Source organism: Streptomyces sp. BL1, assembly GCF_057628045.1.
This window is the reverse complement of record NZ_JBXYWZ010000002.1, coordinates 1,681,475-1,695,421: the sequence shown is the minus strand read 5'-3', so window position 1 is coordinate 1,695,421 and position 13,947 is coordinate 1,681,475. Positions and strand designations below refer to the sequence as shown.

Below are 13,947 nucleotides of genomic sequence, written 5' to 3'. Positions count from 1 at the left end.
GGATGAGCACTGACGCCGACCGCATCCCTGTGCCTCCGCCTCCGGCGGTCCCGCCTCGCCCTGCCGTACCGCCGGTCGTTGGCGCACCCACCCAGGAAGACGACCCCGCTCCGCACATGCCGCACGACACGCCCCACCCCGTCCCCGCCCTCCACCCCCACCCCCCACGCCCCCAAGGTGACACCGACGCCGACGTCGGGCAGGGCGGCCCGCAGGGCGACGCGAACGTCCCCGCGCCGACGGGCACCCCCGAGCGGGCGTCGGCTCCGCGCGGCGACCGCGGTTCGTCCGCGCCCGGTACGGGTGAGCTGCGCGGCGATGATCCCGGCGCTGTGCCGGGAGTCCCGCAGGGTGACACCAACGTCCCCGCCCCGCCTGCACCGTCACGCGTTCCCGAGCAGCCCTCGGCCGCCCCGCGCGGCGGGACCCCGGAGCCGCTCGCCGACGACCCCGGCGCCGCGCAGGAGTCCGCGAGGCCCGCCGCAACGCCGAGCCTGTCGCCGCTCCCACCGCGACCCGCGACGTCCGCCGCAGAGGGCGGCCACGCCAACGGCTCCACACCGCCCGCCTCTTCGCGCGTGCCGCAGCAGAGCTCCGCAGGGACCGGCAGCGGCCGGGAGCCGCGCCACGAGGACACCCCGCCCCGCGGCACAGCCCAAGAGGGTGGCCCGCGGGGGACGGCGAACTCCCAGTCCACGCCCGCTCTTTCGCCGACCCCGCCGCGTCCCGCGATCGCGCCGAAGGCGTCCGCGGAGAACGGCGGCACCACGCCCGGCGACCGCGGGCCGGCCAAGTCCCGCACAGGCGAGCCGCGCAGCGACGACCGCGGCACCGCGCCCGGCGGCCCGCAACGCGACGACGCCACGGTCGGCCCCTCCGCCGAGCGGAACGGCACCACACCCCCGAACGCGTCCACCGACGAGGGCGGCACGCCCGCACCGTCGCGTCTCCCGGAGCAGTCCGGCCGCGACAGCGACCGGGACGCACCGCGTCACGAGGACGCCCCGCGCCGCGAGGACGCCCCGCCCCGCGACTCCAACACCCCCGCCCCGCGCGCCCCTTCACGTCCCCCGCAGCCACCGGCCACGCAGCCGGACGGCGGCGGCGCGTCGCGGCGCGACGGTGCCGGGGGCGGGCCCTCCGCCGGGCGGAACGGCGCCGCGCCGCCGCCCCCGCGCATCCCGCCGCCACCGGCCGCCCGGCCGGCAGGCGCACCCGGCCACGGCCCCAACACGCCCCCGGGGCCCGCCCCTTCGGCGCCCGGTGCGCCGCAGCCGCCCATGCCCGGGTACGGGCCCAGCCAGGGCGACCCCGTCACCGTCGCGGGGCCGCTGCGTCCGCTCGGGGCGACCGATCCCGGGGTGTACGCCCAGCCGTTGCCCCCTCCCGTACCGCAACAGGCCGCACCGCACGGCTACGACACGGCGGCCGGCGCCACGGGCGGGCCCGTGAGCCGCCGCCCCGCCCCGCGCACCCTCGCGGTCGCCGTGTGCCTCGTACTCGGCGTGGGGCTGCTCGGCGGCGCCGCCGCCGGCGCGTGGATCTCGACGGACACCGGCCCGGCCACCGTGACCGGGACCGACTTCGACGAGACCCGCGGCATGTGGCAGACCGTCCCCGTCGACGACCTGTTCCCCCGCACGCTGACCGGCAAGGGCGCGGGCCCCGGCGGCGCGGACCGCCGCTGGACGCGCGTCGCCGTCGCCCCCGACAGCGACTGTACGAACGCCTTCGACCCGTACCTGGCCAAGGCCCTGTCCCCGGTGGGCTGTCAGCGCCTCGTCCGCGCCACGTACGCCGACGAGACCAGCACCAGCGTGACCACCGTCGGCCTGCTCTTCACCCGCGGCGACGAGGCGCGGATGCAGGCCCTGCGGAAACGGTTCGCGCTCGAAAACCTCACCGCACGCCCGGACTTGATGCCCCGCCCGTACGCCGCGCGCGGCACCGTGTCCGCCGACTTCGGCGACGCCCAGCGCGCGAGCTGGACGCTGCGCGTCATGGCGGACGCGCCCGTCGTCGTGTACTCCGTGACCGGCTTCGCCGACGGACGCGTCGTCAGCGACCCGCAGGCCGGCGCGGACGCGACGGACAAGGGGGAGAACTCGGCCCCCGCCCAGGCCGGACTGGGCCACGACGCCCAGGGAATCGCCGACCGCATAGAACGGGGCCTGCGCGCAAAGGCCGGCCCGGCGCCGAAGGAAGACGACCGATGACCCGCGCCCGTACGGCAGTTCACACCCCCCGCGCCACCGCCGCGCCCACACCGGACCCCCGCACACCCGGAACCGCCCGCACCCCCGCACCCCGCACGCGCCGCGCAGCGCACCGCACCGCCGCGCTCCTCCTCGCCCCGCTGCTCACCGTCGCCCCGCTCGCCGGCACGGCCCACGCGGAGGGCGAGGGCATCCAGAAACAGGAGTGGGCGCTCGGCGCGATCCAGGCCAAGGACGCGTGGAAGACCACCAAGGGCAAGGGCATCACCGTCGCCGTCCTGGACACCGGCGTCGACGAGTCGCACCCGGACCTGAAGCGGAACACCGCGCCCGGCAAGGACTTCGTCCGGATGGGCGCCGAGAAGGGCGACCGCGCCTGGGCCCGGCACGGCACCGCGATGGCCGGCATCGTCGCGGGCCACGGCCACGGCAAGGACGACAAGCTGGGCGTCATGGGCATCGCCCCCGAGGCGCGCATCCTCCCCGTACGGGTCCTGCTCGAAGAGAGCGACCCGCAGCGCAAGAAGGCCCGCGACGCCCGCGGCGGCGCCCTCGCCGACGGCATCCGCTACGCCGCCGACCACGGTGCCGACGTCATCAACCTCTCGCTCGGCGACGACAGCAGCTCGGCCCACCCGGAGCCCCGCGAGGACGCCGCCGTCCGGTACGCGCTGAGCAAGGGCTCCCTCGTCGTCGCCTCCTCCGGCAACGGCGGCGAGGACGGCGACCACATCTCGTACCCGGCCGCCTATCCGGGCGTGCTCGCCGTCGCCGCCGTCGACAAGTACGGCGCCCGCGCCGCGTTCTCCACCCGCCGCTGGTACGCCACGCTCGCCGCCCCCGGCAAGGACGTCGTGATCGCCGACCCGGACCGCAAGTACTACGAGGGCTGGGGCACCAGCGCCGCCGCCGCCGTGGTGTCCGGCGCCGCCGCACTCGTCCGCGCGGCCCACCCCGACCTGAGCCCGGCCCAGGTCAAGAAGCTGCTCGCGGAGACAGCGCGGAACACTCCGGAGGGCGGCCGCAGCGACGCCCTCGGCACCGGCGTGGTGGACCCGGCGGCCGCGATCGAGGTCGGCTCGACGGTGAAGCCGCGCTCCCAGGCCCCGGCCCGGATCGCGTACCCGCACGAGTACTTCGGCTCCGGACCGGTCAACGGCCAGGCCGCGTGGGCGGCCGTAGTGGCCGCCGTGGTCGGCACCCTCCTGATCGCCGCAGCAGTAGCCCTACACCGCACCCGCCGCAACTGACAGCAAGGCGTGGGCCGACGCCCCGCCCCGGTGTGGGCAGCTGGTCCGCCCTTGGGGCGGCTGCGTTGGATGTGCGGCTCCGCCGCGCGGGGCGGGCACACCTCGGTGTGGGCACGCGGTCCGCCAAGGGGCGGAACGGGTGGGCACACCGGACCGCACCCGCGCAGGGCACGCACCCCGCACCCAACGCACGCGCCCCGGTGAGGGGGTGGCCCAGGACCCGCCCCTACCCGTTTCTTCCAGGGCTGCCGCCCCAGACCCCAGCCCTGCCCTGCGGGCAGGGAAGAGGGGAACCGGGGCTACGCCCCGGACCCCACCGCGCGGCGCGCGAAAGAACGGGGCTCCCGCCCCGGACCCCACCGAGCGGGACCCGGGGCCCGCGCGCGGGCCGCACCTCCCGCCGGGGTCCGCGCAGTTCCCCGCACCCCTAGGGGCCGGAGGCCCCAGCGTGAGCCAACGGCCCTGCCGATAGGCTCACCCCGTGGCGCTCAAGAACATTCCCGATCCCGGATTCGCCGACGACGACGGCGCGGCCGACCCCGTCCTGGCGGAGGCCCTCGCCCAGTGGCACGCGTCCCCGCAGGACGACGCCACGGAGAAACGTGTCCTCGCCGCGCTCCGCACCGCACGCCTCCTCGTCCCGGTCGTCGCCGTCCTCGGCGAGTCGGAGACGGACGAGAACGGCCTGCGGCACGAGAAGACCAGCGACATGGCCGTCCCGACGCTCGAAGCTCCCGACGGCCGCAAGGCCCTCCCGGCCTTCACCTCCACGGAGGCCCTCGCCCGCTGGCGCTCGGACGCCCGCCCCGTCGCCGTCCCGCTGCGCCAGGCGCTCCAGGCCCTCGCGCACGAGGAGGCCGACACCCTGGTCCTGGACCTCGCGGGCCCCGTCCCGTACCAGCTGAGCGGCCCCGCGCTGCAGGCCCTCGCCGAGGGCCGTACGCGCAGCGGCCCGCTCTCCGACCCCGTCGTCGCCGAGGCCCTGCGCACCCTGCTCGCCGCCGAACCGGACATCGCCGGCGCCCACTTGGCGCCCGGCGGCGCGGACGCCGACGCCACGCTCGCGCTCGCGCTGGCCCCCGAGGCGGAGGCGCGCGGCACGGCGCAGCGGCTGGCCGGGGCTCTCGCCGAGGACGAGACGCTCCGCGGCAGTCTGGTGAAGGGCCTGTCCCTGGCCCTGCTGCCGCCGGGCACGGCCCTCCCCGCGAGCGCCTTCTACCTCCGCTGACCAGCCGCCCCCGGCATGCGCCGGGGCGCTGGGGGACGGACACTCGCGGGACCCGGAACCACGGAAGTCACGGAACGCAACGGGAGCGCGCCATGCCGTCCAACGCCACGCAGACCAAGCTGTCCCACATAGAGTCCCGGCCGCAGCCCTACGCGGCGGAATTCCTCGGCACCGCACTGCTGGTCTTCTTCGCCGTCGGCGCCGCCGTGCTGGCCACCTCGTACATCGGCACCCTCGGGGTGGCCCTGGCCTTCGGCTTCACGCTGCTCGCCCTGGCGTACGCGATAGGCCCGGTGTCGGGCTGCCACGTGAACCCGGCGGTGACACTCGGCATGCTCGCGGCCCGCCGGATGGACCTGAACACCGCCGTGAAGTACTGGATCGCGCAGGTCTGCGGGGCCATCGTCGGCTCCGCGCTGCTCTTCCTGGTCGCCAAGCAGGTGCCGCTGCTCAAGACGGACGAGGCCTTCGGCAGCAACGGCTTCGGCGACCGCTCCCTGGTGCGCATCAACGGCTTCGGCGCGTTCGTCGCCGAGCTCCTGCTGACGGCGCTGCTGGTCTACGTCGTGCTGTCGGTGACGCACAAGATCGCGGTGGTCGGCTTCGACGGGCTGCCCATCGGTCTGGCCCTCGCCGTGGTCCACCTCATCGGCATCCCGCTCACCGGCACGTCCGTGAACCCGGCCCGCAGCATCGGCCCCGCGCTCTTCGCGGGCGGAGCGGCGCTGACCCAGCTGTGGCTGTTCATCGTCGCGCCGCTGCTCGGCGGGGTGCTGGCGGCGGTGCTGCACCGCTGCACCCACCCGCAGCTGGGCACGGACGACGAGTCGGACGAGCTGGCGAACGCCCAGCCCGCCGAGGCCAAGGACCGCTGACCCCGCCGTACGGGCCCCGCCGGTCCCGCCGTCCCGCCCGAGCGCCGGCCGGCCGGGCCCGGCCGGTCAGCCGTGTACCGGCCCCGTGAACTTCTCGCCGGGGCCCTGTCCGGGCTCGTCCGGCACGACCGACGCCTCGCGGAACGCGAGCTGCAGCGACTTGAGCCCGTCCCGCAGCGGCGCCGCGTGGTACGAACCGATCTCGGTGGCGCCGGCGGTGATCAGCCCGGCCAGTGAGGTGATCAGCTTCCGTGCCTCGTCGAGGTCCTTGTGCTTCTCGCCCTCCTCGGCCAGCCCGAGGTTGACCGCGGCGGAGCTCATCAGGTGCACCGCGACGGTGGTGATCACCTCGACCGCGGGCACGTCCGCGATGTCGCGGGTCATACCGTCGAAGTCGGGTGCGTCCGGGGCGCCGGTGGCGGCCTGGGAGCTGGGGTCTGACGGGCCGGAGTGGCCGGAGGGTGCGGCGTCGCTCATGCGCTCAAGCCTATGCCCCGGCCGGTGCGGTCAGGACTGTGGGGAGCACTCCCGACCCCTGGTATGCTGGGATATCGACCGGCCGGAGACAGCTCTCGCAGAAGTCCCCGGCCCACAAGTGGAGGCTCCGACTTCCCACCTGGCGACTCTCAGGGTCGCGGGTCAAAGGTCAGGCTGCGCCCCGCGGATCACCGCGTCGGTGCTCCCGGTCCAATGAGGAGCCCCGCCTGTGTCCCGTCCGGGGCGTTTTTTGCGTCTCGGCGCGGTGGTCACCATGACACAGACTCATGCGCGGCCGTTCGCCAGATGGCCGCGCGGTGCACCCGAGGAGGCCCCATCAGCGCCGAGCCCCGCATCAACGACCGGATTCGCGTCCCCGAAGTACGACTCGTCGGTCCCAGCGGCGAGCAGGTCGGCATTGTGCCGCTTGCCAAGGCCCTGGAGCTCGCACAGGAGTACGACCTCGACCTGGTCGAGGTGGCGGCGAATTCTCGCCCGCCCGTGTGCAAGCTCATGGACTACGGCAAGTTCAAGTACGAGTCGGCAATGAAGGCCCGTGAATCGCGCAAGAACCAGGCGCACACGGTCATCAAGGAGATGAAGCTCCGGCCGAAGATCGATCCGCACGACTATGACACCAAGAAGGGTCACGTCGTCCGGTTCCTCAAGCAGGGCGACAAGGTCAAGATCACGATCATGTTCCGCGGTCGTGAGCAGTCCCGCCCCGAGCTGGGCTTCCGGCTGCTGCAGCGGCTCGCGGACGATGTTGCCGACCTCGGCTTCGTGGAGTCCAACCCGAAGCAGGACGGCCGGAACATGATCATGGTTCTCGGTCCGCACAAGAAGAAGACCGAGGCGATGGCCGAGGCCCGTGAGGCGCAGGCTGCTCGCAAGGAGGCCCGTCAGCAGAGCGAGAACGCTGGCGAGGCACCGGCCGAGAAGCCCGCCGAGCAGCAGGCCGAGGAGCCCGCCGAGGCGTGAGCCCCTCCGGGGGCACCCCGCCCCGGAAATGACAACGAACCACCTGGAGTTCCGGCATGCCCGCCCACGGGCGGAGGCGTGCCGGGAGCCCCACTGACGAGGAGAGTACGGCGACATGCCGAAGAACAAGACGCACAGTGGTGCCCGCAAGCGCTTCAAGATCACCGGCTCCGGCAAGGTGATGCGCCAGCGTGCCGGTCGCCGCCACCTTCTCGAGCACAAGCCGTCCACGCTGACGCGCCGCCTCGAGGGCAAGACCGAAATGGCCCCGGCCGACGCCAAGAAGATGAAGAAGCTTCTCGGCAAGTAACACCCCCGCACGACCGGGATCCCTATTCGTTCCGGGCCGCCCGTGTCCCCACCACGGACCGGCAGCCCCGCCCCCAAGGAGTAACAAGTGGCACGCGTCAAGCGGGCAGTCAACGCCCAGAAGAAGCGCCGGGCGATCCTCGAGCAGGCCAGCGGCTACCGCGGCCAGCGCTCGCGCCTCTACCGGAAGGCGAAGGAGCAGGTCACCCACTCCTACGTCTACAACTACAACGACCGCAAGAAGCGCAAGGGCGACTTCCGTCAGCTGTGGATCCAGCGGATCAACGCCGCTGCCCGCGCCAACGGCATCACCTACAACCGCTTCATCCAGGGTCTGAAGGCCGCCAACGTCGAGGTCGACCGCAAGATGCTGGCCGAGCTCGCCGTGAACGACGGTCCCGCGTTCACCGCTCTGGTCGAGGTCGCCCAGAAGGCCCTCCCGAGCGACGTCAACGCCCCGAAGGCCGCCTGAACACCGGCCCGGAGCGCATGACTTCACGGACCCGCAGGCTGCGAGCCTGCGGGTCCGTCGCATGACCGACCGCACCGCAGAAACGAGCCGCCGACCCATGGGCACCCCCGATCCGATCTCCCCGCGCTCCGCGCGCGTCACCGCGGCGCGGCGGCTGCTGCGCCGCAGCTTCCGCGGCAAGGAGCGCCGCTTCCTGGCCGAGGGGCCGCAGGCCGTACGGGAGGCAGCCGCGTACCGGGACGCCGAAGGGCCCGCGCTGCTGGAGCTGTTCGCGACGCCCGAGGCCGCGGAGCGGTATCCGGAGATCACCGACGCGGCGCGGGACGCGGGTGCCCGGGTGCACCTCGCAGACGAGGCGACCGTGGCGTCCCTCGCGCAGACCGTCACACCCCAAGGGCTCGTCGCCGTCTGCCGGTTCACCGACCGGCCGCTGGACGAGGTGCTCGCCGCGCGGCCGAAGCTGGTGGCGGTCCTCGCGAACGTCCGCGACCCCGGCAACGCCGGCACCGTACTGCGCTGCGCGGACGCCGCCGGCGCCGAGGCCGTACTGCTGACGGACGCCTCCGTGGACCTCTACAACCCCAAGGCGGTGCGCGCGTCCGCCGGTTCGGTGTTCCATCTGCCGGTCGCCGTCGGCGTGCCCGTCGAGGAGGCCGTCGCCGGGCTGGCCGCGGCGGGCGTACGGGTGCTCGCGGCGGACGGCGCGGGAGAGCGCGACCTCGACGAGGAACTGGACGACGGCGCCATGGGAGGCCCCACCGCGTGGGTCTTCGGCAACGAGGCGTGGGGGCTGCCGGAGGAGACCCGCGCACTCACGGACGAGGTGGTGCGCGTTCCGATCCACGGGAGCGCGGAGAGCCTCAACCTCGCGACGGCGGCCGCCGTTTGCCTGTATGCCTCGGCTCGTGCGCAGCGTGCCGACGGAGGGTGCCGCGCCGTCACCCGGAGCTAGTAGGGTGGCTCGCCCCGGGGGTAAGGGCACATGAGGGGGTGCGGCGGGCATGGACGTCGGGACGAGCGGTGCGCGTACGCGCGGCATCGCGCCTGCCGCCCGGCCGGCTCCCGGCGACGCCCCGCACGCGGCGGAGAACGGTCCCGCGGCTGCTGACGACAACCCCGCGGCTGTCGACGACAGTCCCGCGGAGGGCGCGGCCCCGGCCGGATTCCCGCCGGAGCTCGGCGACTTGGGGCTGGGCCCCGACGATCTGCCGGACGGCCTCGTGGTGGCCGACCACACGGGCCGGGTCATCTGCTTCAACGCCGCCGCCGCCCGCATCACCGGCTGCCGGGCCTCCGAAGCGCTGGGCAGCCCCCTCGACGGGGCGCTGCCGCTGGAGGACATGGACGGCCGCCGCTGGTGGCGGCTGACCGATCCGTACGGCGGGCTCGCCACCCGTACGGGACAGCCCGAGCGGAACCTGCTGCTGCCCGGCGGGCGCGAAGTGCTGGTCACCGCGCGGTATGTACGGGAGCGGCCGTGCGGCCCCGTACGCCGGATCGTGGTGGGGCTGCGCGGCACCGAGGCACGGCGGCGCACCGAGCGGAGCCACGCGGTGCTCATCGCCACCGTGGCGCACGAACTGCGCTCGCCGCTCACGTCCGTGAAGGGCTTCACGGCGACGCTGCTGGCGAAGTGGGAGCGGTTCACCGACGACCAGAAGCGGCTGATGCTGGAGACCGTCGACTCCGACGCGAACCGGGTCACCCGGCTGATCGCCGAGCTGCTGGACATCTCCCGGATCGACTCGGGGCGGCTCGAACTGCGCCGCCAGCCCGTCGACTTGCCCGCGGCGGTGGCCCGGCACGTCGAGGCGCACGTGGCGGCAGGGCAGCCGGCCGAGCGGTTCGTCACGGACATCGCCGAGAAGCTGCCGGCGCTCTGGGCCGATCCGGACAAGATCGACCAGGTGCTGGGCAATCTGCTGGAAAACGCGGTGCGGCACGGCGAGGGGACTGTCACCATCGAGGTGTCATCGGCCCCCGGCCGCAGCGGAGAAGAAGGAACGGCGGTCACCGTGAGCGACGAAGGCCCCGGCATCCCCGAGGAGTCGATGGGCCGCGTCTTCACCCGCTTCTGGCAGGGCAGCAAACGCGGCGGCACCGGCCTCGGGCTCTACATCGTCAAGGGCATCGTCGAGGCGCACGGCGGCAGCATCGCCGTGGACCGCGCCCCCGGAGCGGGCGGCGCCAGGTTCCGATTTACGTTGCCCGTGGGCGCCCCGGCCTTCATGGCCTGACCGCCGCCCGCGGGCTTTCCGGCGACCCGCGGAGGTCCGGGGGAGAGCTCCCCGCTCCGTCCGCCTGCAAGGGAACACGCGCGTCCCTTTAGACTCGACCTTTGGCACCTTTCGCACCCACGCAGCAACGTCCGGCATGGGGCGCCGGGCGCCGGGGCCCAGGGCGCGCAGCCAAGCCAATCGGAAACACGGGAAGAGATGTCGGCACCCAATAAGTCGTACGACCCTGTTGAGGTCGAGGCACTGAAACCGGAAGAGATCGACCGCGCGAAGGACGAGGCGATCGCCGCCATCGCCGCCGCGGCGGATCTCGACGCGCTGCGCGAGGTGAAGTCCGCCCACGCGGGCGACCGCTCCCCGCTCGCGCTGGCCAACCGCGAGATCGGCGCGCTGCCTCCGCAGGCCAAGGCCGAGGCCGGCAAGCGTGTCGGGCAGGCGCGCGGCGCGGTCAACAAGGCGCTGAAGCTGCGCCAGGAGGAGCTGGAGCGGGAGCGCGACGAGCGGGTGCTGGTCGAGGAGGCGGTGGACGTCACGCTGCCCTACGACCGCACCCCCGCCGGTGCCCGGCACCCGCTGACGACGCTGTCGGAGCGGATCGAGGACATCTTCACGTCCATGGGCTACGAGGTCGCCGAGGGCCCCGAGGTGGAGGCGGAGTGGTTCAACTTCGACGCCCTCAACCTCGGCCCCGACCACCCCGCGCGCTCCATGCAGGACACCTTCTTCGTCGAGGGCGCGGGCGAGAGCGCGCAGGGCGACGACAGCGGCATCGTGCTGCGGACCCACACCTCCCCGGTGCAGATCCGTTCGCTCCTGGAGCGGGAGCTGCCGGTCTACGTCATCTGCCCGGGCCGGGTGTACCGGACCGACGAGCTGGACGCGACGCACACCCCCGTCTTCACGCAGGTCGAGCTGCTCGCCATCGACGAGGGCCTGACCATGACGGACCTCAAGGGCACCCTCGACCACCTGGTCAGGGAGCTCTTCGGGGAGGGGCTGACGACGCGGCTGCGGCCCTCGTACTTCCCCTTCACCGAGCCGTCCGCCGAGATGGACATGGTGTGCTTCGCCTGCCGCGGCGCGTCCGTCGGCGACCCGGAGCGCCCCTGCCGCACCTGCTCCAGCGAGGGCTGGATCGAGCTGGGCGGCTGCGGCATGGTCAACCCGCGGGTCCTGACGGCCTGCGGCGTCGACCCCGCGAAGTACAGCGGATTCGCCTTCGGCTTCGGCATCGAACGGATGCTGATGTTCCGCCACAACGTCGAGGACATGCGAGACATGGTCGAAGGTGACGTGCGCTTCACCCGGCCGTTCGGGATGGAGATCTGATGCGGGCGCCCCTTTCGTGGCTCCGGGGGTACGTCGCCCTTCCGGCCGGTGAGACCGGCCGTGACGTCCAGGCGAAGCTGATCGCGGCCGGTCTCGAGGTCGAGTCGGTCGAGCAGCTCGGCGCCGGGCTGAAGGGCCCGCTCGTCGTCGGCAAGGTCCTGGCGATCGAGGAACTGACCGAGTTCAAGAAGCCCATCCGGTACTGCCAGGTGGACGTCGCCGACGCCAACGGCACCGGCGAGCCGCAGAACATCGTGTGCGGCGCGCGGAACTTCGCCGTCGGCGACAAGGTCGTCGTCGTGCTGCCGGGCGCCGTGCTGCCGGGCGACTTCAAGATCTCGGCGCGGAAGACCTACGGCAAGACGTCCGAGGGCATGATCTGCTCCGCCGCCGAGCTGGGCATGGGCGACGACCACGACGGCATCATCGTGCTGCCGCCGGAGCACGAGGCCGGCACCGACGCGATCGAGCTGCTCGAACTCGTCGACGAGGTCCTCGACATCGCCGTCACCCCCGACCGCGGCTACTGCCTGTCCATGCGCGGCATCGCGCGGGAGACGGCCACCGCGTACGGGCTGACGCTGCGCGACCCCGCGCTGCTCGACGTGCCCTCGCCGAACTCGTTCGGCTACCCGGTCAAGGTCACCGACCCGCGCGGCTGCGACCGGTTCACGGCGCGCACCGTCACCGGGCTGCGGCCCGACGCGGCGTCGCCGATCTGGCTCCAGCGGCGGCTGCAGAAGGCCGGCATGCGCCCGGTCTCGCTGCCCGTCGACATCACCAACTACGTGATGCTGGAGCTCGGTTCGCCGCTGCACGCGTACGACCAGAACCGCATCGACGGCCCCATCACCGTCCGCCGCGCCGAGCAGGGCGAGAAGCTCACCACGCTGGAGGGCACCCAGCGCACGCTGGACGCCGAGGACCTGGTCATCGCCGACAACGCCGGCGCGATCGGGCTGGCCGGTGTGATGGGCGGCGCGAACAGCGAGATCGCCGACCCGGTGCGGGACCCCGAGACCGGCGAGTGGAGCGGCACCACCGAGATCGTCGTGGAGGCCGCGCACTTCGACGCCGTGTCCGTGGCCCGTACGGCCCGCCGGCACAAGGTGTCCTCGGAGGCCGCCAAGCGCTTCGAGCGCGGCGTCGACCCGCAGGCAGCGGCCGCTGCCGCGCAGCGCACCGTCGACCTGCTGGTGCTGCTCGCGGGCGGTACGGCCGAGGCCGGCGTCACCGAGGTGACCGCTCCGTCCGGACCGCACACCATCAAGATGGCGGCGGACCACCCGGACCGCGTCGCCGGTGTCGGCTACGGCCGCGAGACCGTCGTCCGGCGGCTGCAGGCAGTCGGCTGCGACGTGTACGGGCAGGACGAGCTGACCGTCACCGTGCCGTCCTGGCGGCCCGACCTCCGCGAGATCAACGACCTCGCGGAGGAGGTCATCCGGCTCGAGGGCTACGAGAACCTGCCCTCCACCCTGCCCAAGCCGCCCGCCGGGCGCGGGCTGACCGAACGGCAGCGGCTGCACCGCCGCGTCGGCCGGGCGCTGGCCGGCGCCGGCTACGTCGAGGCGCTCAACTACCCCTTCCTCGGGGACGCTTCGTGGGACGCCTTCGGGCTGGACGCGGACGACGCGCGGCGCCGTACGGTCAAGCTGGTCAACCCGCTGTCCGACGAGGAGCCGGCGCTGCGCACCACGCTGCTGCCCGGCCTGCTCGCCGCGCTGCGCAGGAACGACGGGCGCGGCAGCCACGACCTGGCGCTGTTCGAGACCGGGCTGGTGTTCCTGCCGACCGGCGAGGAGACGGAGCCGGTCCGGCTGAGCACCTCGGGGCGGCCGACCGACGAGGAGATCGCCTCGGTGGACGCGGCACTGCCGCGGCAGCCGCGGCACGCCGCCGTCGTGCTGGCCGGCGGCCGTGAGCAGGCCGGCTGGTGGGGCAAGGGCCGGAAGGGCGACTGGGCGGACGCCGTCGAGGCGGCCCGTACGGTCGCGGGCGAGGCCCGTACCGAACTGACCCTGGAGAACACCCAGTTCGCGCCCTGGCACCCGGGCCGCTGCGCGGCGCTGTACGTCGAGCTGGAGGGCGAGCGGACGCTCGCCGGCCACGCCGGCGAGCTGCACCCGCGCGTGCTGAAGGCGCTCGGGCTGCCGGAGCGCACCTGCGCGATGGAGCTCGACCTCGACCTGGTCGAGCGGGCCGGCGGCGGAGTGGTCGAGGGACCGCACGTGTCCACCTTCCCGGTCGCCACGCAGGACGTCGCGCTCGTCGTGGACGCGTCCGTGCCGGCGGCCGACGTCGAGTCCGCGCTGCGCGCGGGCGCGGGCGAACTCCTGGAGTCGCTGCGGCTGTTCGACGTCTTCACCGGCGAGCAGCTCGGCGAGGGCAAGAAGTCCCTCGCGTACGCGCTGCGGTTCCGCGCGTCGGACCGGACGCTGAAGGCGGACGAGGCGAGCGTCGCGCGGGACGCGGCGGTGGCCGCGGCCGTCGAGCGCACCGGAGCGGTGCTGCGCGGGGCGTGACCCGCACCGGAGTGGTGCGCCGAGCGCACTGAACGTACGAGGGGCGCG

General features: G+C 73.9%; 12 protein-coding genes. 11 read left to right on the top strand and 1 reads right to left on the bottom strand.

Annotated features, from left to right (window positions below; all coding sequences use genetic code 11):
* The first annotated feature begins 116 nt into the window (after positions 1 to 116).
* The 4 genes from AC3AGO_RS07690 to AC3AGO_RS07675 all read left to right on the top strand — a co-directional run bounded on the left by AC3AGO_RS07690 (position 117) and on the right by AC3AGO_RS07675 (position 5,569).
* Positions 117 to 2,216 carry a hypothetical protein gene (locus tag AC3AGO_RS07690; protein ID WP_487819377.1) on the top strand — a complete coding sequence of 700 codons (2,100 nt, stop codon included), beginning with the start codon at positions 117 to 119 and terminating at the stop codon, positions 2,214 to 2,216.
* The gene (gene mycP / locus AC3AGO_RS07685) at positions 2,213 to 3,466 is read left to right on the top strand and encodes a type VII secretion-associated serine protease mycosin (RefSeq protein WP_487819376.1); all 1,254 of its coding nucleotides are present in this window, start codon (positions 2,213 to 2,215) and stop codon (positions 3,464 to 3,466) included. The genes AC3AGO_RS07690 and mycP overlap by 4 nt, the downstream gene beginning before the upstream one ends.
* 481 nt (positions 3,467 to 3,947) lie before the next feature.
* Positions 3,948 to 4,694: an SseB family protein gene (locus AC3AGO_RS07680; protein ID WP_487819375.1), complete on the top strand. Its 747-nt coding sequence runs from the start codon at positions 3,948 to 3,950 to the stop codon at positions 4,692 to 4,694.
* A gap of 92 nt (positions 4,695 to 4,786) precedes the next feature.
* Positions 4,787 to 5,569: an MIP family channel protein gene (locus AC3AGO_RS07675; protein WP_487819374.1), complete on the top strand. Its 783-nt coding sequence runs from the start codon at positions 4,787 to 4,789 to the stop codon at positions 5,567 to 5,569.
* A 66-nt stretch (positions 5,570 to 5,635) separates the two neighbouring features.
* On the opposite strand, the gene AC3AGO_RS07670 is transcribed toward AC3AGO_RS07675, so the two are convergent.
* Entirely contained in the window at positions 5,636 to 6,046 is a 411-nt protein-coding gene (locus AC3AGO_RS07670; protein WP_487819373.1) for a DUF1844 domain-containing protein, read from the bottom strand.
* 306 nt (positions 6,047 to 6,352) lie between these two features.
* Here AC3AGO_RS07670 and infC point away from each other — a divergent pair, with 306 nt between their 5' ends.
* From infC to pheT, 7 genes are all read left to right on the top strand, one after another.
* Entirely contained in the window at positions 6,353 to 7,027 is a 675-nt protein-coding gene (gene infC, locus AC3AGO_RS07665) for a translation initiation factor IF-3 (protein ID WP_487819372.1), read from the top strand.
* Positions 7,028 to 7,142: 115 nt separating this feature from the next.
* Positions 7,143 to 7,337: a 50S ribosomal protein L35 gene (gene rpmI / locus AC3AGO_RS07660; RefSeq protein WP_487819371.1), complete on the top strand. Its 195-nt coding sequence runs from the start codon at positions 7,143 to 7,145 to the stop codon at positions 7,335 to 7,337.
* A gap of 87 nt (positions 7,338 to 7,424) precedes the next feature.
* Positions 7,425 to 7,808 carry a 50S ribosomal protein L20 gene (gene rplT, locus AC3AGO_RS07655; RefSeq protein ID WP_487819370.1) on the top strand — a complete coding sequence of 128 codons (384 nt, stop codon included), beginning with the start codon at positions 7,425 to 7,427 and terminating at the stop codon, positions 7,806 to 7,808.
* A 97-nt stretch (positions 7,809 to 7,905) separates the two neighbouring features.
* On the top strand, positions 7,906 to 8,760 hold the full coding sequence (locus AC3AGO_RS07650; protein WP_487819369.1) for a TrmH family RNA methyltransferase: 855 nt from the start codon (positions 7,906 to 7,908) through the stop codon (positions 8,758 to 8,760).
* A 49-nt stretch (positions 8,761 to 8,809) separates the two neighbouring features.
* Entirely contained in the window at positions 8,810 to 10,045 is a 1,236-nt protein-coding gene (locus tag AC3AGO_RS07645) for a sensor histidine kinase (RefSeq protein ID WP_487819368.1), read from the top strand.
* 198 nt (positions 10,046 to 10,243) lie between these two features.
* Positions 10,244 to 11,374 carry a phenylalanine--tRNA ligase subunit alpha gene (gene pheS, locus AC3AGO_RS07640; RefSeq protein ID WP_487819367.1) on the top strand — a complete coding sequence of 377 codons (1,131 nt, stop codon included), beginning with the start codon at positions 10,244 to 10,246 and terminating at the stop codon, positions 11,372 to 11,374.
* Positions 11,374 to 13,899, top strand: coding sequence for a phenylalanine--tRNA ligase subunit beta (gene pheT, locus AC3AGO_RS07635; RefSeq protein ID WP_487819366.1), 2,526 nt, complete (start codon positions 11,374 to 11,376; stop codon positions 13,897 to 13,899). Before pheS ends, pheT begins: the two co-directional genes overlap by 1 nt.
* Positions 13,900 to 13,947: the final 48 nt, after the last annotated feature.